This is a genomic window from Novosphingobium sp. ST904 (assembly GCF_001298105.1).
GTDB lineage: Bacteria > Pseudomonadota > Alphaproteobacteria > Sphingomonadales > Sphingomonadaceae > Novosphingobium.
Window position 1 is genome coordinate 1 of record NZ_LGJH01000134.1, and the last position, 23,978, is coordinate 23,978.

23 protein-coding genes and 2 pseudogenes are annotated in these 23,978 nt (G+C 66.1%); 13 read left to right on the plus strand and 12 right to left on the minus strand.

All coding sequences use genetic code 11. From position 1 onward, the window contains the following. Positions 1-766, plus strand: a 766-nt coding sequence (locus tag ADT71_RS09140) for a TolC family protein (protein ID WP_231635750.1), incomplete at its 5' end; no start/stop codon positions are given. Positions 767-989: 223 nt separating this feature from the next. Here the strand turns inward: ADT71_RS09140 and ADT71_RS32045 are convergent. The 7 genes from ADT71_RS32045 to ADT71_RS09165 all read right to left on the minus strand — a co-directional run bounded on the left by ADT71_RS32045 (position 990) and on the right by ADT71_RS09165 (position 5,041). After that, positions 990-1,148 carry a hypothetical protein gene (locus ADT71_RS32045; RefSeq protein WP_197282970.1) on the minus strand — a complete coding sequence of 53 codons (159 nt, stop codon included), beginning with the start codon at positions 1,146-1,148 and terminating at the stop codon, positions 990-992. A gap of 434 nt (positions 1,149-1,582) precedes the next feature. After that, entirely contained in the window at positions 1,583-1,924 is a 342-nt protein-coding gene (locus ADT71_RS09145; protein WP_132469226.1) for a S24/S26 family peptidase, read from the minus strand. A 23-nt stretch (positions 1,925-1,947) separates the two neighbouring features. Further along, positions 1,948-2,445, minus strand: a complete 498-nt coding sequence (gene sodN / locus ADT71_RS09150) for a superoxide dismutase, Ni (protein WP_054436343.1) — start codon at positions 2,443-2,445, stop codon at positions 1,948-1,950. Positions 2,446-2,560: 115 nt separating this feature from the next. Further along, positions 2,561-3,154, minus strand: coding sequence for a HupE/UreJ family protein (locus ADT71_RS09155; protein ID WP_054436344.1), 594 nt, complete (start codon positions 3,152-3,154; stop codon positions 2,561-2,563). Positions 3,155-3,252: 98 nt separating this feature from the next. Next, a complete protein-coding gene (locus ADT71_RS33360) occupies positions 3,253-3,834 on the minus strand; it encodes a class I SAM-dependent methyltransferase (RefSeq protein WP_231635762.1) in 582 nt (193 codons plus the stop codon). After that, positions 3,741-4,313, minus strand: a complete 573-nt coding sequence (locus ADT71_RS33365) for a hypothetical protein (RefSeq protein ID WP_231635751.1) — start codon at positions 4,311-4,313, stop codon at positions 3,741-3,743. The genes ADT71_RS33360 and ADT71_RS33365 overlap by 94 nt, the downstream gene beginning before the upstream one ends. A gap of 128 nt (positions 4,314-4,441) precedes the next feature. Then, the gene (locus tag ADT71_RS09165; protein ID WP_054436345.1) at positions 4,442-5,041 is read right to left on the minus strand and encodes a TetR/AcrR family transcriptional regulator; all 600 of its coding nucleotides are present in this window, start codon (positions 5,039-5,041) and stop codon (positions 4,442-4,444) included. Between the two features lie 292 nt (positions 5,042-5,333). Here ADT71_RS09165 and ADT71_RS09170 point away from each other — a divergent pair, with 292 nt between their 5' ends. Continuing rightward, positions 5,334-6,923: a DUF4153 domain-containing protein gene (locus tag ADT71_RS09170; protein WP_231635752.1), complete on the plus strand. Its 1,590-nt coding sequence runs from the start codon at positions 5,334-5,336 to the stop codon at positions 6,921-6,923. A gap of 31 nt (positions 6,924-6,954) precedes the next feature. Here ADT71_RS09170 and ADT71_RS32050 read toward each other — a convergent pair whose 3' ends face one another. The 4 genes from ADT71_RS32050 to ADT71_RS09185 are packed head-to-tail and all read right to left on the minus strand — an operon-like array spanning position 6,955 to position 10,982. Then, a complete protein-coding gene (locus tag ADT71_RS32050) occupies positions 6,955-7,332 on the minus strand; it encodes a hypothetical protein (protein WP_197282971.1) in 378 nt (125 codons plus the stop codon). Beyond that, a complete protein-coding gene (locus tag ADT71_RS09175) occupies positions 7,296-8,279 on the minus strand; it encodes a cytosine permease (protein WP_197282972.1) in 984 nt (327 codons plus the stop codon). The genes ADT71_RS32050 and ADT71_RS09175 overlap by 37 nt, the downstream gene beginning before the upstream one ends. Further along, positions 8,264-9,367 carry a DUF917 domain-containing protein gene (locus ADT71_RS09180; RefSeq protein WP_054436347.1) on the minus strand — a complete coding sequence of 368 codons (1,104 nt, stop codon included), beginning with the start codon at positions 9,365-9,367 and terminating at the stop codon, positions 8,264-8,266. The genes ADT71_RS09175 and ADT71_RS09180 overlap by 16 nt, the downstream gene beginning before the upstream one ends. Then, the gene (locus tag ADT71_RS09185; protein ID WP_054436348.1) at positions 9,357-10,982 is read right to left on the minus strand and encodes a hydantoinase/oxoprolinase N-terminal domain-containing protein; all 1,626 of its coding nucleotides are present in this window, start codon (positions 10,980-10,982) and stop codon (positions 9,357-9,359) included. Before ADT71_RS09185 ends, ADT71_RS09180 begins: the two co-directional genes overlap by 11 nt. A gap of 245 nt (positions 10,983-11,227) precedes the next feature. Here ADT71_RS09185 and ADT71_RS33370 point away from each other — a divergent pair. From ADT71_RS33370 to ADT71_RS09235, 11 genes and pseudogenes are all read left to right on the plus strand, one after another. Then, positions 11,228-11,689: pseudogene (locus ADT71_RS33370) on the plus strand (AAA family ATPase); the annotation flags it as partial. A 1,268-nt stretch (positions 11,690-12,957) separates the two neighbouring features. Beyond that, the gene (locus ADT71_RS30220; RefSeq protein ID WP_197282973.1) at positions 12,958-14,007 is read left to right on the plus strand and encodes a helix-turn-helix transcriptional regulator; all 1,050 of its coding nucleotides are present in this window, start codon (positions 12,958-12,960) and stop codon (positions 14,005-14,007) included. 311 nt (positions 14,008-14,318) lie between these two features. Next, positions 14,319-14,603, plus strand: a pseudogene (locus ADT71_RS33375) (TonB-dependent receptor plug domain-containing protein); the annotation flags it as partial. 812 nt (positions 14,604-15,415) lie between these two features. Then, positions 15,416-16,228, plus strand: a complete 813-nt coding sequence (locus ADT71_RS09200; protein ID WP_231635753.1) for a TonB-dependent siderophore receptor — start codon at positions 15,416-15,418, stop codon at positions 16,226-16,228. A gap of 198 nt (positions 16,229-16,426) precedes the next feature. Then, complete coding sequence (locus tag ADT71_RS09205) at positions 16,427-18,097, plus strand: amidohydrolase (protein ID WP_082370247.1); 1,671 nt, start codon at positions 16,427-16,429, stop codon at positions 18,095-18,097. Position 18,098: 1 nt separating this feature from the next. Beyond that, positions 18,099-18,695 (plus strand): FMN-binding negative transcriptional regulator, encoded by a 597-nt coding sequence (locus ADT71_RS09210; protein ID WP_054436353.1) that lies wholly within the window; start codon positions 18,099-18,101, stop codon positions 18,693-18,695. A 129-nt stretch (positions 18,696-18,824) separates the two neighbouring features. After that, complete coding sequence (locus tag ADT71_RS09215) at positions 18,825-19,145, plus strand: hypothetical protein (RefSeq protein ID WP_054436354.1); 321 nt, start codon at positions 18,825-18,827, stop codon at positions 19,143-19,145. 229 nt (positions 19,146-19,374) lie between these two features. Then, positions 19,375-21,513: a TonB-dependent siderophore receptor gene (locus ADT71_RS09220; RefSeq protein ID WP_054436355.1), complete on the plus strand. Its 2,139-nt coding sequence runs from the start codon at positions 19,375-19,377 to the stop codon at positions 21,511-21,513. Between the two features lie 2 nt (positions 21,514-21,515). Next, positions 21,516-22,034 (plus strand): hypothetical protein, encoded by a 519-nt coding sequence (locus tag ADT71_RS09225; protein WP_054436356.1) that lies wholly within the window; start codon positions 21,516-21,518, stop codon positions 22,032-22,034. Continuing rightward, positions 22,031-22,243 carry a hypothetical protein gene (locus tag ADT71_RS31270; protein ID WP_054436357.1) on the plus strand — a complete coding sequence of 71 codons (213 nt, stop codon included), beginning with the start codon at positions 22,031-22,033 and terminating at the stop codon, positions 22,241-22,243. Before ADT71_RS09225 ends, ADT71_RS31270 begins: the two co-directional genes overlap by 4 nt. Further along, positions 22,240-23,715, plus strand: a complete 1,476-nt coding sequence (locus ADT71_RS09235; protein ID WP_054436358.1) for a PstS family phosphate ABC transporter substrate-binding protein — start codon at positions 22,240-22,242, stop codon at positions 23,713-23,715. The genes ADT71_RS31270 and ADT71_RS09235 overlap by 4 nt, the downstream gene beginning before the upstream one ends. A 19-nt stretch (positions 23,716-23,734) precedes the next feature. Here the strand turns inward: ADT71_RS09235 and ADT71_RS09240 are convergent, their stop codons facing one another. Continuing rightward, complete coding sequence (locus tag ADT71_RS09240; RefSeq protein WP_132469219.1) at positions 23,735-23,971, minus strand: hypothetical protein; 237 nt, start codon at positions 23,969-23,971, stop codon at positions 23,735-23,737. Positions 23,972-23,978 lie beyond the last annotated feature (7 nt).

A 23,978-nucleotide genomic window follows, 5' to 3' on the forward strand; every position in this document is an offset into this window, starting at 1 on the left:
CCGCCGGCGGCCCGGTTCCCGCCGCGGCCATCCCGGCAGCTGGAAGCGGCAGCGGCAGGTCGCGCTGTTCGAACTGGCGGCGGCTGCTGGGGGAGACACCGCCGTTCCGTCCCCGCTGCGGCGCAGGCCTGTTCCCGCCCGCCCGATCTCGCCGGCGCACCGCCCTGCCGATAGGAGACGGCGCCGCACTGCTGCGGCGCGGCCGGACCTGCGCGAGGCCGAACGACGGCTGGCGGCGGACACCGCGCGGATCGGGGTGGCGACGGCCGATCTCTATCCCCGGATCAGCCTTGGCGGTTTTGGCGGCTTCCTGCGCAGCGAAACGGTAAAGGGCAGTGATTCCCTGTCCTTCTCGCTCGGCCCGCTGGTTTCGTGGAGCTTCCCCAACATGGCGACCGCACGCACGCGGTTGCGGCAGGCCGAAGCGCAGGGCGACGTGGCGCTGGCGACGTTCGACGGCCGCGTGCTCACCGCCCTGAAGGAAGTCGAACAGGCGCTTGCCCGCGTGGCCCAGGGCCAGCGCCGTCTCGACGATCTTGCCGAAGCCGAAGCCAGCGCCCAGCGGGCGTGGGCCCTTGCCGACCTGCGCTACCGCGCGGGTTCGATCTCGCTGCTCGACCTGCTGGTGGCGCAATCGGCGATGCTGGAAGCACGCTCCGTCCATGCAGCCGCACTCACGCAGCTCTCATCGGATCGGGTAGACCTGTTCAAGGCCCTTGGCGGCGGATGGCGTCAGGAAAGCACGGCGGAGGGCGCGAAACGCTGAGGTTCGCCCGCCCGCACCGACATTCGCGGCGCGCGCTATCCGGCGCGTCGATCCTCGCGACTGGGAAAAAGTGCAGCCGCAAGAATGCGCGCTGCGAATAGAGGCGGCTGGCGATGGCGGCGGCGCGGGCCGAAATCGATCATCCGCGCGGCAGGCCCCCTAACGGGCAACCTGCATCAGGAGTCCAAGGGTGTGCGTGCGATCACGCGCGCGCCCCTGGCACTCAGGCGGCCAGCGGCAGTTCGCGGGCAACAGTCTCGGGCTCGGCAGCGACGGGCGCTTCGGCAGCAGCAGCAGCGGTTTCCGCAAGAGCGGGCATGTGACGTTCGGCCATCACGACATCGCGGCGATAGGCGAAATAGAGGGACATCAGAGAGAACATCGGGATACCTCGTGAAGCAGCGTTCTGCTGCATTGCAACATGTCTGCTATGTGATCCCCGATGGCTCTCGCTGCAAATGCAAGCACCTCGCCTTCGGTTGCAAATCGCGCAACCTACCGATTTGGCCTTCCCCGAGCCGTAAAGTGTGCCCCTGCACGTCCAACGCAAGACGCGTCCTTCCGCTACGAAATGTCTTAAAACGGCCGATTTCTACGGATTTAATGTCGATACAGGCGGATACCGCTGCCGGTTCGACTGCCATCCTCTTGGCAATCACGACGGCGAATTGGCCCCGATCCGGGCTGAGGCGCACGCTTGCGGTGACAACAACTCAGCCCTCCATTGCATCGCAACGGACGCGAAATGCCGTGAGACTCGCGAAACTGCGCAAGGCAATTCACCCGAACTTCTTTCTATTGCGCGACACGCAAGATTCAGCGCGTAAAGCGGCATCGACTTGCGCGGCGCGGCCTGCGCCTCAGCAAACGGATCGATCCCCCCGACAGGCAGGCGACAGCGCGGCCCACCACCTCTTCGGGGGAGACCCGGCCCAGATCGACCGATGGCTGCGAGGCCGCACCATCGCCCGACAGCGCATATGTGCCATCACCCGCCCGCCTGCCGAGCCGCTTGACCAGCATCGGCTCTCCGCACCGGTGCACACAGACGATGTCGCCCTCACCCGGCGAAAACCAGCGCCCGCGCCGCCGCAGGAGGATGTAGTCACCCTCGCGCAAGGTCGGGAGCATGCTGCGCCCCCTGACCCGGACCAGCATCCAGCCAAGCCACCAGCCCGCGCTCACAGCACCGGGTAGACCACCTCGATCGACGGCGGATAGGGACAGGGACGGCGCACCGTCTCGATGTCCTTGGTCGCCCAGAATATCTCGGCAAAGCGATTGACCAGTTCGACCAGCTTTTCGCCGTCGGCCCGGTGCACATCCTGCTTGCAGGCGCTGCCGACCATCATGATCCGGTGCGCCAGGTCGTGGATCTCGGGATATTTCTCGATCTGGGGCGCCTTGAAATAGTCGCCCCAGATAACGCGGATTTCGGACTTCACCTTCTCCGCCTCGATCTCCTTCATCGCGATGTTGCGCGACATGGTGTTGTGCCGGGACACCGGATCGGCATCGACCTTCGCCGCGATCTCGTGAAGAATATCCATCATCCGCACCACCGAAACGGCCGCGATCAGCGCCGGGCCGGGATCGTAGATCTTCCAGGGAATGTCGCAGTGGGCCTGGGCTTCCTCGATGCCGGGAATCCGGTCGAGCATGTTTCTGATGAAGAACATCGGCAATCCCTCAATGTCTGGGAGAAAACTCGTCAATGAACCGCAGCGCGATCGCGCGGGCACAGCTTCCATCCACCGCGACATTGCCGAAACGGCGACAAAGCGCGAACAGCAATCAGCCCGCCGCCAGCAGCAACCCGGCCCCAGCCGCGACACCGCCGACGATCCGGGCTGCCGAACGGGCGCGTCCCTGCGCAAGCCCCGCCATGGCGACGCCCGCCGCGATGCCTGCCGCATGAAGGCCGAGCGTGCCGGCAAGGAAGCCGAGGATATAGCGGCTGGACACCATCCCGTCCGCTTCGGCGCCGTGGGCATGGCCGTGGAGGAGTGCGGTGGCTCCGACAAGCACTGCCGCTGCCGCCAGCGGCAGGCGCGCCTGCAGCGCGACGATCAAACCGAGCGCGATAACCGATAGAGCGATGCCGAATTCGACGGCCGACGCGCCGATCCCCGCAGCGCCGATCGAACTGCCCGCCGCCATGCCGGCAAGGAACGTCGCCGGCAAAATCCAGATCGCCCGCCCGCCCAGTTGCACGGCGAGCAGACCCACCAGCACCATCGCCAGAACATGATCGGCTCCGGATAGCGGATGCACGAGCCCTTCGATGAAGCTGGCCCTATGTTCATGGCCCGGATGCGCCAGTGCCGTGGCGGGAAGCAGGAACGCGAAAGCAGCGGAAAGGACGGGGATCGAGGTTTGCACCCGCATGGACGGCTCCTTCCAGTAAGGAGAAGAAGCCTATAATTGACGCTAATGATTTGCAATAGTATTTACAAAGCTGGCAGTTCGGGAATTTCCGAGCCGGTCTACCGGGCTTCCAGAACCATGTTGAACGGACCCTCCGTGGCCCGCCTGACAGTGTGGAAACCGCCGTCATGAAGGATTTGCGCCAGCCTCGCTTCCCCCGCCTGCGCCCCGAGCCCCTCACCCACCTCCTGATCGAGCGAAGTCGGAACGCAGATCATCGTGGAGGCATTGTAATAGAGCCGCCCGACGGGATTGAGATTGTCTTCTGGCCGGTCTCCCGCGATCGGCTCGACGATCATCCAGGTGCCGCCCTGAACCAGAATCCGCCTCATTTGAGCAGCGCAGCCGCGCGGATCGCCCATGTCGTGCAGACAGTCGTACATGGTCACGAGGTCGAACCCGGTTTCCACAATGTCCTTCGCCTTGGCGACCCGGAAGTCGACCCGTTCAGCAAGGCCATGTTCGGCAGCATGACGGCGCGCTTCCTCGATCGACGGTTCGTGGAAATCGTATCCGGTGAAATGGCTCTCGGGATAAGCCTTTGCCATCAGCAGCGTGGAGAATCCCACGCCGCAGCCCACGTCCGCAACCGCGCGCCGGCGCGCAACCGCTGCTCCACACCTTGAAGTGCGGGTATCCAGTTCTGCACGATGTTGTTGACGTAACCGGGGCGGAAAAACGCCCCCGTGGCACAGAACAGACATCCGGCATGGTCGCCCCAGCGCACCCCTTCCCCGGTTCGAAAACACGCCTCCACCTTCGGCTCGGCCTCGATCATCGCAGCGGCAAGTTCGAACGCTCCGGCAAGATAGACCGGACTGTCCCGGTGAACGAACACCATCGCCTGCTCGGGTGAAAGGCTGAACCTGCCGCTCGCCGGATCGTAGGCCAGATAGCCGTTCGCCGCCTGCGCCATGGCCCATTCGCGGACATAGCGTTCGTGAAGACCCCCGGCCCGGCCTGCCAGTTCCTCGGCCGAAGCCGGTGCCTGCGCCAGCGCATCGAACAGGCCAAGTCGTATTCCGATCCTGACGGTAGGCACGCTGAGCGCGCCGCCGAGATCTCCCAGCATCTTTCCGACAAAGGCATGAAGCCTCGCCTCGTCGAGCGGTTCCGTCATGGCTCCAGCGACTCTTTCAGTTGCTGCTGGCGCCGGAGACTAGCACATCGGGCGCGTCACGCGGCGCGCCGGAGGTGTGACTATTATGGATGAACCCGATGCGAAGCGAAGGCGGGAAAGCGGCTGCTTCAATCTTCGGCCTGCACGGCGGCCAGGCTTTCCCGCACACGGGCTAGCGCCATTTCCACCGGCTCCCGTTCGCCCATCAGCGCGAAACTGCCGTTGATATCGAACACGCAGTGGCCATGGACCGTCGCCACCAGCGACCGCGCCAGCCGGGGCGCCTTTGCCCGCAGGTCCGCAGGGAGGACTTTCTCCACTTCCTCCACCACGAGATCGGTCAGCCTGCCCCGGATCAGGTCATGCTCTTCGGGAAGGCCCATGTCAGGCGGCAGGTGATGGTCGTAGATCGCCGTCCAGGCATTGCGATTGGCCCGGGCAAAACCGAAATAACCTTCCACCAGGCAGCGCACGCGATCCTCGCCCGAAGCGGCCAGCGCTTCGCGCATGTAGTCCGTCCACAATACGAAAGTGCGCGTGTTGATGGCGATGATGAGCTGGTCGTAATTGCCCATCACGTTGTAGAGCGTGCCGATCGAGTAGCCGATCCGCTTCGCCACCTCGCGCGCGGAAAACCGCGAAAAACCGACGTCGGCCATGTGCTTGTGGCCTTCTACGATGAGCATCTGCTCCAGCTCCTGGCGGCTGTGGTCGGATCGTCTTCCCATGGCCGGCGATTCTAATCGCCTCTTAAAAAATGTACAGCGTACAATTTTATATTGAACATCGCTTAATTTAAAGATAGCGCTTGCTGAACCTAGAGCGCGACCTTCCAAGATCGAGAGGACCGGCGATGACCAGCCCCGAAAGTTCCGAAGCACTGCCATCCGGCGAACCTGCCGCCGATTGGCCCTTGCGATCCTGGGGCCTGGCCCTGCTGGGCGGGCTGGCCGGTCTCGCGGTCCACTGGATCGTCCCGCCGGACCTTGCGTCGGCAATCTTGACGCCATGCAGCTGCGCATGGCGATGGCCACCTTCATCGGCATCGGCACGCTGATCTTCGGGTTTCTGGTAGAACGCACGCGCATTCACTGGAGCGTAGCCAGCGCGGCGATCGGTGCGGCGGTAGTGGCGCTGACGATCTACTGGAACGGGCCTTTCGGTGCGGCCAGGGGCGAGGAGCCGTGGCGGATCGTCTGCGCGGTGCTGGCCGTCGTCATCGCCGCCCCGCTGTTCCAGGCCTGGCGGGATGCGCGGACCGCTGCGGAAAGCGCGGATGAAGGGCGGCGTTTCGCCATTCCCTATCCCGAGGCTCATGGCCATGCCTGGACCAATGTCGTCCTATGGTGCGCGGCCTGGGTCTTCGTAGGGGTGAGCTGGGCCATGGTGCTGCTGCTCGGGCAGCTGTTCCGCCTCATCGGCATCAACCTCCTTAACGACCTGATCGAAAAGAACTGGGCGATCCTGCTGCTTACCGGCGCCGCACTGGGGGCCGGCATCGGGCTGCTGCGCGATCGCGACGGCATCCTGCGGCTGCTCCAGCGGGTGGTGACGACGATCCTCTCGGTCCTTGCCCCGGTGCTGGCGATCGGACTGCTGGTTTTCCTTGCGGCGATCCCGTTCACTGGCCTTGCGCCCTTGTGGGATGCAACCCGTTCTACCAGCCCGATCCTGCTCGGCTGCGTGATCGGCGCCCTCTCGCTTGCCAATGCCGTGATCGGTGACGAAACCGCGCATGAGCCGCGCAGCCCGGTCCTGCGCGGCAGCGTCGCGGCGCTAAGCGTCGCCATGCTGCCGCTGGGCGTGATCGCCGCGATTTCCACCGGCCTGCGCATCCAGCAATACGGCCTGACGCCGGACCGGCTCTGGGCCGTGGTCTTCACCGGCATCGCCTGCGCTTACGGACTCGCCTACCTCGTCGTGCTGCTGCACTGGAGGGTGGCGGCCGCGCCGCACCTGCGCTTGGCGAACCTGCGCCTCGCAGGCGGGCTGTGCCTTCTGGCGCTTGTCCTGTCGACACCGCTGATCAACTTCGGCGCCCTTTCCGCGCAGGATCAGGTCGCCCGCCTGAACAGCGGCCGGACTTCGCCGGACAAGTTCGACTGGCGGGCCCTGCGGTTCGACTTCGGCCGCGCGGGCGAAGCGGCCACACGGAAGCTTGCCGCTGGCGGCCCTACGCCGGACATCCGGGCGGCCGCGAAAAAGGCGCTCGATGCGCAAAGCCGCTGGGCCATCGATCCTGTCTCGATAGAACAGGACAATCCGGTGATAGACCCGAAGCGGCTGCTCGTCCTGCCGCGCGGCACGCAGCTCCCCAAAGCGCTGCAGGAGCATCTGCTGGAATACAACGCCTGCTCGCTCGGCGATGCCTGCACCGTCCTGTACCAGCCGGGGAGCAAGGAGGCCGTGATCGTCACCGGCACGCAAAGCAGCCTGTGGAAGAAGGAGGGCGGCAGGTGGAGCACCAGTCCGGCCCGCCCGCTTATCACCGGCAAGGAAGCGCACGACCGCATCGAAGCCGCGCTGAAAGCCGGACGCGTGGAAGTCCGCGAGGTAAAGCGCCGCCAGGTCTTCGTTGACGGCCAGCCGCTGGGAGACGCGCTCGATTAGGTTGCAAGCACCCGCCCTGCCTGAACCCCGTTCAGGCAGGGACAGCTGCGAAAGGGCGCCGCCCTGCCAGGTGAAGCAGGGCGAGGTAGAGCAGGCTCGCGAAGACCGTGGCGTCAAGCGCGGGCACCGTGCTGATCGAGAAGTCATGATGCAACGCGATCGCGGCCAGACCGCTGGTGATCGCCCACGTCGCCACCGCCGGCCAGTGGATGCCCTGGAGGTTCTCGATCGAACGCGCGGAATCGGCGCCCCTGAACCTCGTCAACCCGTCGATCACATAGATCGCCGCGAACGGCGGGATCGTTACGCCGAGCAGGACGAGGAAGGGAATGAACCCCTCGATGATCCCGGCGAGCGCGAGGCCGGTGCCGATCACCGTGCCCAGCAGGATGAAGGCCCAGCGCGGCACGCGCGGGAAGGTCGCGGAAGCGAGAGACTGGCGGAATAGAGGTTGAGCGAATTCAGCGTCCATGTCGGCATGACGAGCAGCAGCAGCGCCCAGGCACCGAAGCCGAAGCCGGTTATCATGCGCATGATGTCGGTCTCGCCCGTCGCCAGGGCGGCGATGCCCGCGCCCGCCATCAGCAGCGGCGCGGTGATCGGGTAGGACAGCGCCATGCTCATCACCGCGCCGCGCGGGGTCCGGGTGTAGCGCGAAAGGTCCGGCAGGGTGGTGATCGTCAGCATGTCAGCCCCGATCAGCGCCGAAAGCGCTATGCCGAAAGTCATGTGGAATTCGCTCTGCGCGGGCGCGGCAAGCACGATCCCGTGGCGGCGGGCAGCTGCCACGCAGACGGCGACGATCATCGCCGCCAGAAGCGGCACGCCGATCATCGCCAACCGGTCCAGCGCCCGGAAACCGACCAGGGTGGTCAGCGCCATCAGCACCGCGCCGCAGATCACCACGACCGGGAAATCGGGCGCGAACCCGAAGCCCTCGCCCGCGGCGGCGATGGCGTCCCCCAGAAACGAGACGTTCACGCCGAACCAGCAGAAATGCACCGCCGCGATGATGACGTTCACCAGTCCTGCCCCGCCCCGTCCGAACGAACGGCGGATCAGCAGATACGTGTTGAGCCGCGAACGGACCGCCACCAGCGAGGTGAGACAGCCGCCGAGGCACAGGCAGGCGCCGGCAAGGAAAGCCGCCAGCACCGCAGGCCACAGGCCCAGCGCCAGCGAGGTCTGCGCGCCGTTCAGGAACGTCGGCAGCGAGATCGAGAAGCTGGCGATGATCAGCGCCACCCGCCAGCCGCCCACGGTCAGTCGCTCCGGCAGCGGGGCATTGGCGTACTGGTCGCCCGGTTCGTGATGGGCGTCCGGGCCGCCTGCAGGCCCGCTCACGGTTTCAGCCAAGCGTCGATCTCCTCGATGGGTACATAGTCTTCGGCAAAACCGAACGCGCGCGGGCCGACGAAGTCCAGCGCCCGCTGTTCGCGCAGGGCGGCCGGCGCCGCCGCGCCCACCACCTTGACGCGCTGGCCGTATTTCAGTCGCTCGGTGGTGATGCTGTCGGCGGTTTCCCGGTCCATCACCGTCAGGATATCGGGCACCATCGCCACCACCCGCCCGTCGCGGCGGGCGATGAGGTTCTCGTTCTGGAAGTCCAGCTCCATGCGGCTCGTGCCGTCGAAACTCTCGAACGAGACCTGGCCTACCGAGAAACCGCCTCGCGTCTCGCGCTCGATATCCACGATCTTGCCGTCGAACAGTACGCCCGCCTGGGGATAGAGCCCGGTGGCAGCCAGTGCAGCGAACATCGCGGCGAAGGGATCCTGCCCGCTCTCGCGCGCCTCGCGGATCGCGGCGCCGGCGGCCCGTGCCGCGCTGATCGTGCCGTGGATGGCATGGTCCTTCGCCTGCCGCCCGGTCAGCGGATATTCGACGAGGTGCGCGATCCCCCCCACCGCCACCGAAAGCGCGCGGGCGAGCCGTTCGTGCATGAGATTGTCGTCCGTCTCGATCAGGCTGAGCGCGCCGCAGGCCGAAGTCAGGATCGAGGGGCAGGCGGACAGGCCGCGAATGTTGAAGATCGCCATCTGCGATTCCGGGAAAGCGCGGCCCATGCCGTCGCAGTCAAGCACGGGAACGCCGAACTGCGCGGCGGCGAACAGGGGTGCCAGGCCGTTGCTGCCGCCGATCTCGATGGGGATCACCGCGTCGATCCGGCGCCCGACGATCTGCTCCAGCCGCTTCAGCCCGTCCACCGCCTCACGGCCGTTCGGCAGTTTCTCGACCGAGACGGTCGGCGCGCCGATCCAGCCGCAGGGCACCACGAGGGCATCGTCGGCCAGCGCATCGAGGCCGATCACCTCGAAGGGGCCGCGCCGCTCGAATTCCGCTTCGGCAAGGAGCTGCGCGTAGTAGGGATCGCCGCCGCCGCCCGATCCGAGGAAAGCGGCGCCGCGTGCAAGGTCGCCGAGGGCTTGACGGTCAAGCTTCATGAGGAACTCCGATGGCTGCCGCTTCGCCGCCCGCAGGAGCCTCGAAGGCAAGGTCCGCAACTGCGCGAACCCTTATCTGCACGGCGCGGCCCGGCAAGTAGCTGAGATAGGTTTCCTCGACATCGGCAAGGGTCAGGCTCGCCGGATCGCCGCCCGCCGCCAGCACTTGCTCCCGTGCGAGCGCGGCCACCTGCTCGATCGCCTCCTCGCGGGCCAGGGCATCGTAACTGACGACCCGCTCGACCTGCGCGCCGACCTGCGCGATGGCCGCGCCCACTGCATTGGCCACCACGGCATGAGGCGGGCGGATCACTTGCGCGGCACCGCCGAGGCTGTCGGGAATGAGGAAATTTCCGCCGCCCACGGCAAGGATCGTCACCTTGTCACGGCCGGTCTTCATGCGGTCCAGCCCCTCCTCGAGGATGGCGCGGATGCGTCCGTCAACCGCCGCCACGACCGCGTCGGACATGGCCGGAAGCAGTGCGGGATCGCCGAAATCGGCCTGCCCGGTGCGCAGCGCGATGTCGCTGGCCGTCAGGGTCTGGCCGCCGAACAACATCCCCTCCTGCGCGAGCCGGTAGCCCACCGAATCCGGGCCGACACGCAGCGCCGCCCCGGCCGGTTCCCCGGCTTCGTAAAGCGCGGGATCGAGGTGAATGCGCGTGCCGCCGCCGAGACCGATGGCGAGAATGTCCGGCATGCGGAAATTGGTCCGTGCGCCGCCAATATCCACCGAAATCGAGGATTCGCGCGGATAGCCGGAAGCCAGCACTCCGATGTCGGTCGTGGTGCCGCCCACGTCCATGACGATCGCATCGGCCACGCCGCTGAGGAACGCGGCGCCGCGCATCGAATTCGTCGGCCCGGAGCCCATAGTCATCACCGGATAGGCTTCCGCCTGCGCGGCGGAAACCAGCGTACCGTCGTTCTGCGAGATGAACAGCGGCGCCTCGATCCCGAGAGCCGCCACGGCGCGGCCGAACGAGCGGACAACCCGCGCGGCCAGACTGGTGAGCGCCGCATTGAGGATCGCGGAATTCTCGCGCTCGATGAAACCGATCCGGCCGATCTCGCTCGAAAGGGTGATGGCGGCCTCCGGCCAGACCTCGCGTAGAAGCGCAGCGACGCGCTGTTCCATCGCCGCATTGATCGGCGAGAAGGCGCAGCTCACGGCGATCGCGGCGATGCCGCGCGCCTTCAGGTCCAGCGCGGCATCCCGCAGCCGCACTTCGTCAAGCGGCGCCATTTCCCGCCCGTCCACCTCGTAGCCGCCGGGAAGCAGGTGATAGTGACGGCCGATGCAGGCGGCGAGGTCTTCCGGCCAGCCGGTCAACGGCGGCAGCGCCTCTCCCGACGGGCTGGCGAGCCGCAGCACGCCGACACGGTCCAGTTCACGCCGCTCCACCAAGGCATTCACGAAGTGCGTGGTGCCGATCATCACGGACGAGACATGGGCCGCGCTCGTGCCGGAATCCTCCAGCACCGCGCGGATCGCGGCGGTAACGCCGCCCTCCACATCGGCCGAGGTCGGCTGCTTGGTCCAGGCGAGCACGCGCCCGCCGTCCATCAGTACCGCGTCGGTGTTCGTACCCCCGACATCGACGCCAATCCGCACACGAACCTCCTTGCAGCACCACGGGAAAGCAATGCCAACGGGGTAGGAGGCTGGCCGGGTCGGCGGCAACGCGCAAGACGGGTGCGGTTCGTGGCAAAACGGGTAATCGGGCACCCCGGCGCGGGTAGCGACCGCAGGCGGCAAGCATCGCCCCTTGAGCATCCCCGCTGCGTGACATAGGCTTCCACGAAGGGAGAGCACGCCTGAAAACAGTATAATCGGGTTTCGCGACAGGACGATGACGCGTGCATGAGTTGATCCGCACAAAGGTAGCCCCTCCAATCTGGCTGGGGAGCCAGATCCGCAGGGACATCCTGCTCGAACGGCTGGACGGCGCCCTGTCCCGGCGGCTGACGGTGATCCATGCTCCGGCCGGATACGGCAAGACCAGCCTGCTTTCGCAGTGGCGCAGCCGCCATGAACATGGCGCCATCGTCACCGCATGGCTTACCCTGGAACGGGAGGATTCGGACCTCCAGCGCCTGCCGCGCTACATCCTGCTCGCGCTGGACGAAGCGGCGGGGCAATCCGCCGGGGAGGACGGCGAAAACACGGCGGCCGACCTGCCGCCCCGCTCCGCCCTTTCCGCGATCGTCAACCGTATCGCGCGCGAACCTCGCCCGGTCGTCCTCATCTTCGACGATTTCCATCGCGCGGAGGGCAGCGAGGTCAATGCCTTCCTCCAGTCCCTGATCCGGCTCGCGCCCGGCAACTGCCACTTCGTCATCGCCTCGCGCGATTATCCCTGGCTGGGCCAGTCGATGCTCGCCGCCGAGGAACAGCTGATCGAACTGACCAGCGACGATCTAAAGTTCAACCGGTCCGAAGCCGAAGCCCTGCTGGACCGCGCGGACGTGCCGCCACTGCCGGACGACGTGCTGCAACGCCTCGTGGAACGTTCCGAAGGCTGGCCGATCGCGCTGCAACTCACCTCCCTCTCGCTCAAGCGCGGGATCGATCACATCAAGTTGATGGAGCGCTTCAGCGGCTCCAGTTCCGATCTTGCCCGCTACCTGTCGGAGCAGGTGCTCACATCGCTGCCGCCGGAAACGCAGGATCTGGTGATCCGCACCGCCCTGCTCGACCGGCTGACGGGAGAGGCGGTGAATGCACTGTGCGACCGGACCGACGGCTGGCTCGTGCTCGAACGGCTGGAGCAACAGGGCGTCTTCCTTGCCCCCGCCAGCGAGGCTCGCGAATCCTATCGCTACCACCAGCTTTTCGCCGAATATCTGCGCGACCGGCTGGCGCGGCAGGATCTTGCCCGGTTTCGGCTGCTGCATGGGCGCGCCGCGCGCCATTTCGCCGATTCCGGCGCGATTTCCGCGGCGGTCGAGCATGCCCTGCTTGCCGAGGACCGCGAACTGGTCGGCACGATCCTGGAAGAGAGCGGCGGCTGGCGCCTGATCCCGCAGGGCCATCAGGCCATGATCGAAACGGCACTCGGGCGGATATCCCCTCACCAGATCTCGGCCAGCGCAAGGCTGGGGCTCGCGGCGATCTACCTCCAGATCAAGCACGGCGAACTGGCCGCCGCACGAGAAGCCTATGACAGGCTAGCCGCCGAGGCCATGGACGGCGAAGTGCCGGCGGACCTGCGCACCGAACTGCGCGTGGTGGGTGACACTCTGGCCGATTACGAAAACCTGCCGGTCACGCTGGATGACCTGCTGGCGCGCGAGGCCCTGCTGCGCACCCTCCCCGCCGACGATCATTTCGTGCTTGCCAACTTCACCGAGACCCTCGCCGCCAAGTACCTCGAAGGTGGCTGGCTGGAGCGTGCGCTGGAACCGGTGCTCAACGCGCGCGGGCATTATCAGGCGCTGGGATCGCCTTATAGCGAGGTCTTCACTCACTTCCTCGAAGCGCGTATCCGCCATGCCCAGGGGCGCATCAACGATGCCGCCGCAATCATCGCCTCGGCCCGCACGCTGATCGAGGCCCATTTCGGCCCCCGTTCCGACCTTGCCGCCAATTGCGCGGCTTCGAGGCGGAGATCCTCTACGAGCAGAACCGGATCGAGGATGCGGGCGCGCTGCTGGCCTGGGCGCTGCCGCACATGGAGCAGTCCGACGGCTGGGTGGACGTCTATGCCGCCGCCTACCTCACCGCCGCGCGCTGCGCGGCCGCACGCCATGCGCCGGAGGAGGCCTTCGCGATCCTGGAACGCGCGCAGGCCGTCGCCGCGGCCCGCCGGTTCCGGCAGCTCGCCCTGCTTGCCGCCCTGTGCAGGCTCGAAATCACGATCGCGGCGCAGGGCCCGCTCGAAACGGCAATAGACGCCGCCGGCGCCATCGGGCTGGACGGACTGGCGGACCAGATGGCGCTGGAATCGCCGCATTACCGCCCGGTCGCCACCGCCGCCGCGAAGTGCCGCGCGGCACTCAGGCTGGCGGCGGGCGATCATGCAGGCGCGCTTGCGGATATCGCAGTGCTCCGGCGCTGGGCGGAACGACACGGCGCCGGCCGCGCCTTGGTCGATATCCTCATCCTTCAGTCCCACGCCTTGCGCGAAGCGGGAGAAGAAAGCGATTCCCGCGCCGCTTTCGACGAGGCCGTAGGCAATGCCATGTTCCAGTCGCTGGTGCGTCCGTTCGTGGACTGGCGCGGCTTCGTGCAGGGCGCGCTGGATCATGCGGGCGGCGGAGCAGGCGAAGGAAACCGCTATCGCGCGCAGTTCCTTGGCGGACTGGCGCGTGCCTTGTCATGTCAGGCGCAGCCCCCGGACGACGGCGTGCTCAACGAAGCCGAAGCGGAAATCCTCCTTCATCTCAGCCATGGCTACTCCAACAAGGAGATCGCCCGGCTGATCGGCATGTCGCCCGATACGGTGAAGTATCGATTGAAGTCGATCTTCCGCAAGATCGGCGTCGACAAGCGCCGCGACGCGGTGCGCGTCTCGCATGAGCGGGGCCTGCTTCCGGGCGGAGCGCTCCCGCCGAAGAGGCGGATTTACTGCCTCCAACCGGTGCCTGACCCTCTCCAGGCCGCGACCTTACCCGTCGAAACACCCCGATTACCCTGATTATGACGTGGTTCCCGGGCCGCCCTGTTGTTGAATGCGGGCTCAGCAGGAGGATCCTCCCGGAGGCCAGAACAACAGCCACGGGATCTGGTTCCACGTCTTTGAACAAGGGGAATAACATGGGCATCCCGTACAGCTCGCGAGGTCGCGTCCGCATGGCGCGCCTTCGCCTCACCGTCATGTCCGCCTGCTGCGGCGTCGCGCTCCTGCCGTCCGCGGTACTGGCCCAGCAGGCCGAGGCCGATCCGAAGTCCGACATCATCGTCACCACCGGCCGCTCCAACACCGGCACCAAGACCGACACCGACATCATGCAGCTGCCGCAGTCGGTCAGCGTCATCACCACCGAGGAATTCACCGACCGCGCGTCCGTGAACTTCCAGGATGTGTTCCGCTACAGCGCCGGTGTCTCCACCGAGACGCAGGGCGTGGATACCCGCGGCGACTTCTTCGCGGCGCGCGGTTTCGCCACCGTCCAGTATCTCGACGGCGTGAACCGGATGCCCAGCTTCGTCTACGGCGGCCGCCTCGACATCTTCACGCTGGAACGCGCCGAGGTACTGCGCGGACCGTCCTCGGTGCTTTACGGCGCGGGCGGTGCCGGCGGCCTGTTCAACGGCGTTTCGAAGCGTCCGCAGGAGACCTTCGGCGGCGAGGCCGATGTGATCGTCGGCACCGATTCGATGAAGCAGTTCAATCTCGACGTCACCGGCCCGATCACCGATGGCATATCCGCCCGCTTCGTGGGCGTGGCGCGCGATGCGGAGCTTCAGCAGCCCGGCCAGCGCAACGACCGCCTGCTGGCGATGCCTGCCGTGACCTTCAAGCCGGGCCCGGATACCGAGATCACGCTGATCGGCCTCTACCAGAAGGACCGCCTCGGCAGCCAGACCTACCTGCCCATCAGCAAGACCATCGGCGCGGACAACGACAGCGAGAAGATCTCGTCCGACACGTTCCTCGGCGAACCGGGCTTCAACCACACCGATACCGACTACAAGGCCGGCACGGTGCTGCTCACCCAGCGCTTCGGCCCGAACGTGACCTTCAGCAGCAGCACCCGCTACTTCGACACCGATGTCGACTATGCGGAAGTCTATGGGCTCGCCAGCTACTACGACGCGGAACGCACCCAGGTCGCCCGCGCATGGTACAAGCGGCTTGAGCATGACAAGGGCATCGGCACCGACAACCGGCTGCTGGTGAAGGTCAACACCGGCCCGATCGAGCACCAGTTGCTGGTCGGCATCGACTATACCCGCTTCAAGCAGTCCAGCGACGAAGGCTGGGCGTATGACCTTCCGCCGTTCGACATCTACGACCCCGTCTACGGCCAGGAAATCGACGCTCGCTGTTCTACTTCACGCGCACCACCAACACCCAGCTCGGCGTCTATTTCCAGGACCAGATGCGCGCCTGGGACCGCGTCTCGCTCGTGCTGGGCGGACGGCATGACCGGGCCACGTCGAAACTCAACGGCGAGAAGCTGCCGACCAACAGCGCCTGGACCTTCCGCGCGGGTCTCGTCGCGGACCTCACCGACACGATCTCGCCCTATGTCAGCTATTCGGAATCGTTCCTGCCGGTGTTCGGCCGCAACGTGGAAGGCGTGAACTTCGTTCCGCGCACCGGCCGCCAGTACGAGGCCGGCGTCAAGTGGCAGCCCTTCCGGGGCGCGCTGCTTACCGCTTCGGTGTTCGATATCACGGAGAAGAACGGCGTCACCAGCGACCCGGACAACATCCAGAACCAGATCCAGACGGGCAAGGTCGGTTCGAAGGGCATCGAACTGGAAGGCACGCTGCGCATGCCCGGCGACGTGCAGGTCTCGGCCGCCTACACCTATCTCGACGCCAAGGTGCTTGAAGACACCACCGGCCGGGAAGGTTTCCAGGTCGCCAACCTGCCGAAACATGCCGCCTCGATCTGGGCTTCGAAGAACTTCGCCCTCACGCAGGACATCGGCGCCCGCATCGGCGGCGGCGTGCGCTATACCGGCGAGAAAGTGGACAGCTTCGAGAACTTCACGACGCCGTCTTACACGCTGGTCGATGCCATGTTCGAGGTCACTTACGGCAAGTGGTCGCTCGGCCTGAACGCCAGCAACATCTTCGACGTTCAGACCTACACCTTGTGCAACTACGATCCCAGCGCGACCGAGGGCTACTGCTACCTCGGCAAGGACCGCACCGTAATGGCGACGCTGCGCCGCTCGTTCTGACAATCCACCCTGCCTGCGGGAGCCGGCCCTCACCGGCTCCCGCTTTTCCGCCTGACGGCGTACCGAATTCAAGGACTTCCCGCGCATGATCCGCTCCGAGCACGCCCCCTTCCGCATCGCCATGCGCCGCGCGATTGCAACGCTTTCGCTGGCGGCAGCCTCGACGACCGCGCTCACCGCGCTGGCGCCCGCGCCGCCATGGCGATGGCCGAGGGCATGGCCGATCTCATCCTCACGAACGGACGCATCTACACGGTGGACGAAGCGCATCCCTGGGCCGAAGCCGTGGCCGTCCGGGACGGGCGGATCATCGCCGTGGGCACCGCGAAGGAAGTGGCGGCCCAGAAGAATGCGCAGACCCGCGTGGTGGACCTCAAGGGACGCCTGCTGCTGCCCTCCTTTGGCGATGCGCACAACCATCCCGTGTTCGGCGGCATGAGCCATGCCCGCTGTTCGCTTCACGCGGGCAAGTCGATCGACGACTATCGCCGCATCATCGCCCGGTGCATCGCCGAAAATCCCGAAACCGGCCCGAACGGTGGGGTCATCTTCGGGGTCGGCTGGGAAGACGGCCTGTTCCCGCCAAACGGCGTTCCCACCAAGGACATCCTCGATGCGCTGTCCACCACCCGCCCGCTGATCTTCCGCTCGGTCGGCGGGCACAGCCTCTGGGTGAATTCCAGAGCGCTCCAGCTTGCCGGTATCACCAAAGCCACGCCCGACCCGGTTAACGGCAAGATCGACCGCGACCCGAAGACCGGCGAACCGGTCGGCGGCCTCCAGGAAGCCGCGCAGGCGCTGGTCGACGGGATCATGCCGGAAACCACTGCACAGGATCTCCAGGATGCCATCGCCTACACCGTGCGCCACTTCAATTCGCTCGGGATCACGAGCTGGCACGATGCCGGGATCGAGTGGGAGGACGACGGCTCCAGCGCGGTGATCGACGCCTACAAGGCCGTTGCCGACAAGGGCGCACTGACCGTCGATGTCGCCATCGACCTCAAGTGGAAGAACGACAAGGGACTGGAACAGCTTCCCGGCCTGCTGCGCGCTTCCGAGCGCGCCCGCACGCTCGGCATCACCGCGCGCAGCGTGAAGTTCTACATCGACGGCGTGATCCCCCAGCAAACCGCCTACATGCTCAAGCCTTATGAAGGCACGCAGGAAGTGGGCAAGCCACAGATCCAGCCGTCCGTGCTGGCCGCCGCCACGACCGCGCTCGACGAAGCGGGCATCCAGTCGCACTACCACACCATCGGCGATGCCGCCGTGCGCGAGGCGCTCGACGCCGTTGCCACCGCCCGCAAGTTCGACGGCACCGCCGATACCCGGCCGATGATCTCGCACATGAACGTGATCGACCCGGCCGACCAGCCGCGCTTCGCACGCCTCGGCGTAACCGCGATCTTCCAGCCGCTCTGGACCTGCAACGAACCCTACATGGATCTTACCAAGGAGCGCATCGGCCCGGTCCGCTCGCAGTACATCTATCCGGTGGGCAGCATCGAGAAGTTCGGTGGCCGCGTGGCTTACGGCGCGGACTGGTCGGTTGCCTCAGCCGATCCGCTGCTGGGCATCGAAGTCGCCCTCACCCGCATCGCCCCCGGCGAGGATCGCGCGCCGCTGGGCGCCTCCGAAGCCGTGACCCTCGCGCAGGCAGTGCGATCCTATACGCTGGACGTTGCCTATGTGAACCACCTCGACCAGGAAACCGGCTCCATCGTGCCCGGCAAGAGCGCCGATTTCGTGGTCCTGGACAAGGATATCTTCCGCCTTCCGGCCCGCCAGATCGGCACGGCCAAAGTCATGGTCACGCTGTTCAAGGGCGCGCCGGTGCACGGCGATCTCGCGGCTCTGGCCAACTGACATGGGACTGTTCGACCCGCGCGGCCCTGAAGACGTGGCCCGGCTCGTGGCGGAGGAAGTGCTCGGCCTGGTGACGACGCACGACGACCTCGGCTATCTGGCGACGCCGCTGCCCCTGCTTGCGGAAATCGACGAAGACGGCGCGGTGACCGGCTTCGTCGGCCACTTCGCCCGCGCGAACCCGCATTGCGAGCGGGTTCGCCAGACACCGCGCGCACTCGTGACCTTCCTGGGGCCGCATGGCTACATCTCCCCCTCGATGGTTTCCGCGCCCGGTTGGGGGCCGACCTGGAACTACCGTTTCGCGCAGTTCGAAGTGGATATCCGGCTTGAGGAGGAACGCGCGCCGGAAGCGATCCGCGAACTGGTCTTCGCCATGGAAGGCACCGCCTGGGACGTGTCCCGCATGGGCAGCAGGTTCGGCGAACTCGCACGCCATGTCGTTGCGTTCCGGGCAAGCGTGGTATCCAGCCATGCGCGCTTCAAACTGGGGCAGGACGAAACCCCGCAGACATTCGGCGAAATCGTGGACGCGCTCGGCTCCTCCGCGCTCGCCCGTGCCATGCGCGATCAGGTTTCAACCGCCCAGAACGCCTGAAATCCGGACGCGGGCCTGCCTCCCGGCAGGCTGATCGTCCCGCCCGTTTTCACAAAGCGAAAGTTCGCATTCGCCGGTTCCATGCCGAAGTGTCAGGGTGGCATTCTCGATCATGCAGGGAACCAGAAAATGGCCGCCAAGGGGAACAGCCACATTCGCGAGATTTCGGCGAAGTGGGACGAAGTGCTGCTGGTTTGCCGCAAGTGCAGCAGGAAATTCCCCGGCGGTTTCGGCAAGAAGGGCGAACAGCGGCTTGAAAAAGCGCTCAAGTCCGAACTGAAGACGAAGGGCCGCTACAAGGTGGTGCCGGTCTCCTGCCTGGATATCTGTCCGAAGCACGCAATCTGCCTGGTCAGGGCGAGCGAACCAGGAACCGTCCATCTGATCAAATCTGGCGCCACGATGGAGGACGTGATCGAGACGCTGCTTCCTGCGCCTGCGGAGCAATAGCGACTCGAAAAAAATCCGCGTTTCCAGCGATCTGACAACGCCCGGCGCCGCCGAAGGCACACTGCAAAGATAACGAAAAGGCACCGCCTCTCGCGCCCTGCGATACCAGAACCGCCCCTGAAACCAGGCGGTTTCCTGTAGCGAACGTGAAATGCAATCGCTGCTATTGCAAATGACTCGCAGTTTTAATAGTTGGCGGCCAACAAGGGTCGAACAGGGAAACCTTCGAATGTCAGATTTTGCCGTGGGCCGCCGTGCCTGCTCGCTCACGCTCGCCTGGACGCTCGCGCTTGCTGCCTCGCTGCCGCAAGCCGCCCATGCCGATGAAGCCGAGGCCGCGCCGGATCAGGTCAAGTCGTCCGAAATCACCGTGCTGGGACAGCGCAGCGAGGACTACAAGGTCGAGCAGCTCACCACCGCAACCCGCACCGGCACCGACATCATGGACGTGCCGCAATCGATCCAGTTCGTGCCGCGCGATGTGATAGACGACCAGCAGGTCCTCGATCTCACCAGCGCGCTGCGCAATGTCAGCGGCATCCAGGCCGGGACCAATGCCGGCAACCGTTCGGAAAGCTTCACGATCCGCGGGTTCCGTTCATCCTATTACGCCGTCGACTCGATCATGCTGAGCCCCGCGATCGAGACCAACGACAGCTACCGCGACATGGCCAACATCGAGCGCATCGAAGTGCTCAAGGGGCCCGCCTCCGTGCTTTACGGTCGCGGCGATCCGGGCGGCCTCATCAATATCGTGACCAAGCAGCCGCGCTTCGAGCGGGGCATGAACTTCTCGGTCCAGGCCGGCAGCAACGACTTCGCGCGCGGCCAGCTCGATGTGACCGGCCCGGTCGATGCCGCCAAGACGCTTGCCGTGCGCTTCATAGCCGCCGCCCAGACAGGCGACACCTTCCGTGACATCTTCCAGCCCTACCGCCGCCAGTTCCTGTCCGGATCGGTGCTGTGGGAGCCGGACGACAAGACCCGCGTGATCGCCAGCCTCACGTACGCGCACCAGCATAACCAGACGGACCGCGGCATCGTCGCCACCCCGGACGCCGACGGCGATCTGGTGGTCAATCTCCCGCGTACGCGGTTCCTCGGCGAACGCTGGGCGACCACGGAATCCGAACGCTACGAGTTCAACTACCGCATAGAGCGCGAACTGACCGACTGGCTGACGATCCGCCAGATCGGCCACTACGACGAAGGCAAGCTCGACCTGTTCGGCATCAACTACGGCAACAGCGTGGCCGTGAACGCCACCACCGGCGCCCGCACGATCACGCGCACCGCCGTCGAGCAGCACGAGAACAACCACAACTACGACGCGCAGGCCGACATGGTCGCGCGCTTCAGCACCGGCGGCATCGGCCACACTGTCGTCGTCGGCGGCGAATATGTGAAGTCCTACCGCTTCCGCACGTTCGCCCGCGCCACGCTGGCGGCCATCGACATCGACAACCCGGTCTACGGCGCCGAGCCCGGCACTTTCGTCCCCGCGGCCGACCGCAAGGTGCAGGCCAAGTCCTATTCGGCCTACTTCCAGGACCAGATCGACATCGGCGATCACTTCAACCTGCTGGCAGGCGTGCGCTACGACCATGCGAAGCAGTCCGACTTCGGCACCACGCAATATGCGTCGAACGACAAGGCCTGGTCGCCGCGCGTCGGCGTGGTCTACAAGCCGATCGAGAACGTATCGCTGTTCGCCGATTTCACCCGCTCGTTCCAGTCCAAGCCCGAACCGACGATCGACGGCAAGCCGATCGATCCCGAGAAGGGCAAGCAGTACGAAGCCGGGATCAAGGCCGAACTATTCGGCGGCAGGCTCGGCACCACCCTGGCGGTCTATGAACTCACCCGCGAGAACGTGACGCAGCAGGACCCCAACAACGTCGGCTACAACATCAACGCCGGCGTCCAGCGCTCTCGCGGTGTGGAACTGGACATGTCGGGATCGATCAGCCCCAGCGTGAAGGTGATCGCCAACGGCGCCTATACCGACGCGACGGTGCGGGAATCGACCGACTATGCCAAGGGCAACCAGCTGATCGGCGTGCCCAAGTGGAGCGGCAGCGTGTGGCTGACCTGGGAGCCGGTCGACGGCCCGCTGCGTGACTTCGGCGTGGGCGGCGGCGTGTTTGCGGCCAGCAACCGGCAGGGCAACCTCGAAAACACCTTCTCGATCGGCGGCTATACGCGGCTCGACAGCAGCCTGTGGTACAAGCTGGCCGACAAGGTGCGCCTGACGCTCAACGTCAAGAACATCACCAACGACTACTACATGGAATCTTCGGTTTCGCGCTCGCAGGTCGTGCCGGGTGAAGGCCGCAGCTTCCTCGTCGGACTGAGCGGGAGCTTCTGACGATGCGGGGGGCGTTTGCCGCTGCCCTGCTGCTCGCAGGCGCCGTCCTTCCTGCATCCGTCCAGGCGGCGGATGCGGGACGCATCCTGTTCCTGATGCGCGCGGACCCTCCGGGCGGCTCGGCCGATCCGCAAGTGAAGGCGCATCTGGAGCAGCTCGGCTACCGGGTGACCGCGAGCGAAGGCTTGCCCGCTATGCCCGATCCCTGCGGGTTCGATCTCGTGGTGATGTCGTCCACGGTGCGGTCCAACCAGTTCACCGCCGATCGCACCGTCATCACGCGGCTGCGCGACATGGGCGTACCGCTGGTGACCTGGGAGAACGACCTGCTCGACGACTTGTGGATGACCGGGCTGCGCCGCGATACCGATTTCGGCGAGCTGGAAACCGGGCACTACATCTGGCTGGTCCGCGCGCCGCATCCTCTGGCGGCAGGCGTTCCTGCCGGGCTGGGAACCTGGACCGAGGCCCGCACGCCCGCCGGTTGGGGCAAGCCCGGCCTCGGGCCGACATCATCATGACCTGGCCGGGCGAACCGGACAAGGCGACGCTGTTCGGCTACGAGGCGGGGGTAACGATGGACCACGATCACCTCGCCCCGGCGCGGCGCGTGTTCATCGGCATGGAGAACAACAGCTTCGCCCGGATGACCGATACCGGCCGAAAGTTGTTCGACGCCGCGATCGCATGGGCGGCATCGGGACGCAAAAGCTGCGGAGCCAAGAAATGAAGGCCGGGCGATATGCAGCCTTGCTGGCGGCGGCCCTCGTTCCCCTTGCCGCTTTCGCGCAGGAAGGGGCGATCCCCGAACCCAAACCTCTCGTTGCGCGGTATCGCGCCGAGGACGGGCGACTGACGATCGGCGGCGGGCCGGAGGCCGAACAGGTGGCAGGCGCGGCGGCAGGCAAGCTGACGGCCCGGATATCCGGCCCTGACGGCGCAGTGCCGCTGCTCACGCAGGGCACGGTCATGCTGGCGATCCTGCCGCGCACATTGACAGCCATGGAAAGCGCCGTGGTACGGCGTTTCTCCGGCGGAGTGCCGTTCACGCTGCCGCTGATGCAGGGGCTTTACGCCCATCTTCGCCGCGACGCGGCGGGCACGGTCGACGCACGCGCCCTGCCGATCGCGGCGTCCCTGCTCGCGCCCGGCGGCCAGACGGCACTGACCCGCTCTCTGCCCGCCTACAAGCCGCTCTCTCCTGAAAAGCTGGACGAGGCCCTGCAAGCTCTTTCCGCCCTTCCCGGCGCGACTTACGCAGAGGCCGGTTCTGGATATAGGGCCAAGGACGGCACCCTCGCGATCGTCGGCAGTGACACGCTTACCGAACTGCTACCGGACATCCTGCAGGCCTATGCCCGCCGCGCGCCGGACGTTCGGTTCACGACCGACTTGCGCGGCTCCTCTACGGCGATGCCCGCGCTTTCGGCGGGAACATCGCTGATCGCGCCGATGGGGCGGGAGGCATGGCAGAACGATATCGATGCATTCCGGCAGGTAAAAGGCTACGCCCCCACCCGCATCCGCATCGCTTACGCCAGCCATGGCCCCCGGCCCGACGGCAAGACCCCGCCCGCGATCTACGTCAATGCGAGCAATCCTGTTTCCGGTCTGACCATGGAGCAGGTCCGCCGCATCTTCGCGGCGGGTGCCGATGGCGGGGACATCGCGGACTGGGGACAGTTGCAAGGCGCCCCGCATTCGGACCGGTCCGCACCGATCCACGTCTACGGCGCCCGCGATGACGGCGGCTTCGGCACCGCTATGCGCCTCTCGAAGCTGGACGGCCTGCCCTTCAGCGCCCGCTATCGCAGCATGGCGAGCGGCAAGGCGATCCTCGCCGCCGTTGCCGCAGACCCGCTTGCCATCGGCTATGCAACGTGGATGGATGCGGGAGATGCGCCTGCGGGCGTGCGCGTGCTTCCCTTGTCGAAACGGCAGGGCAGCCCTTACGTTCTTCCAGCAGCCGATGGCCACCGGGGCGAATGGCCGATCTCCTACTTCTTCAACGTCTACGTCGACGCCCGGCCCGAACCGGGGTCAGGCAGCCGCACAGCGCCCGAAGCCAAGGCGCTGCTGCGCTTTCTGCTTTCGGACCAGGGCCAGTCCATCATCGCCCGCCACAGCAGGGAGGAAAACGGCTATCTCCCGCTGGACTCTGCCAACCTTGCGGAAGAACGCGCCAAAGTCGAAGCTCTCTGACGAAAGAGCCGGCAGCCGCTCAGGGCCTGCGTCCCGTGTCGTTGCCACGCTCGTTATCCGGCACGGCATCGTCGACCATCGCTCCTGCATCGTCTGCGGTCGGCTCGCCGGTCGGCAGCGGCGCGAAAGTCGCCGTGGGCTGCGAGGTCGGGGTTTCGGTATGATCGGGCACCACCGTCGTATCCGGCGAGGGGCTGCAAGCGGCGAGCGCGAGCACGGCCGTTCCCATCAATGCGGCTATCCAGGTCCTTGTCATGGCATCT

Coding starts and splice junctions, on each gene's coding strand:
- ADT71_RS32045 (WP_197282970.1), bottom strand. CDS start 1,148: ATGTTCTCTCTGATGTCCCTCTATTTCGCCTATCGCCGCGATGTCGTG.
- ADT71_RS09145 (WP_132469226.1), bottom strand. CDS start 1,924: ATGCTGGTCCGGGTCAGGGGGCGCAGCATGCTCCCGACCTTGCGCGAG.
- sodN (WP_054436343.1), bottom strand. CDS start 2,445: ATGTTCTTCATCAGAAACATGCTCGACCGGATTCCCGGCATCGAGGAA.
- ADT71_RS09155 (WP_054436344.1), bottom strand. CDS start 3,154: ATGCGGGTGCAAACCTCGATCCCCGTCCTTTCCGCTGCTTTCGCGTTC.
- ADT71_RS33365 (WP_231635751.1), bottom strand. CDS start 4,313: ATGACGGAACCGCTCGACGAGGCGAGGCTTCATGCCTTTGTCGGAAAG.
- ADT71_RS09165 (WP_054436345.1), bottom strand. CDS start 5,041: ATGGGAAGACGATCCGACCACAGCCGCCAGGAGCTGGAGCAGATGCTC.
- ADT71_RS09170 (WP_231635752.1), top strand. CDS start 5,334: ATGGCGATGGCCACCTTCATCGGCATCGGCACGCTGATCTTCGGGTTT.
- ADT71_RS09180 (WP_054436347.1), bottom strand. CDS start 9,367: ATGAAGCTTGACCGTCAAGCCCTCGGCGACCTTGCACGCGGCGCCGCT.
- ADT71_RS09200 (WP_231635753.1), top strand. CDS start 15,416: ATGCGCGCCTGGGACCGCGTCTCGCTCGTGCTGGGCGGACGGCATGAC.
- ADT71_RS09205 (WP_082370247.1), top strand. CDS start 16,427: ATGGCGATGGCCGAGGGCATGGCCGATCTCATCCTCACGAACGGACGC.
- ADT71_RS09210 (WP_054436353.1), top strand. CDS start 18,099: ATGGGACTGTTCGACCCGCGCGGCCCTGAAGACGTGGCCCGGCTCGTG.
- ADT71_RS09215 (WP_054436354.1), top strand. CDS start 18,825: ATGGCCGCCAAGGGGAACAGCCACATTCGCGAGATTTCGGCGAAGTGG.
- ADT71_RS09220 (WP_054436355.1), top strand. CDS start 19,375: ATGTCAGATTTTGCCGTGGGCCGCCGTGCCTGCTCGCTCACGCTCGCC.
- ADT71_RS09225 (WP_054436356.1), top strand. CDS start 21,516: ATGCGGGGGGCGTTTGCCGCTGCCCTGCTGCTCGCAGGCGCCGTCCTT.
- ADT71_RS31270 (WP_054436357.1), top strand. CDS start 22,031: ATGACCTGGCCGGGCGAACCGGACAAGGCGACGCTGTTCGGCTACGAG.
- ADT71_RS09235 (WP_054436358.1), top strand. CDS start 22,240: ATGAAGGCCGGGCGATATGCAGCCTTGCTGGCGGCGGCCCTCGTTCCC.
- ADT71_RS09240 (WP_132469219.1), bottom strand. CDS start 23,971: ATGACAAGGACCTGGATAGCCGCATTGATGGGAACGGCCGTGCTCGCG.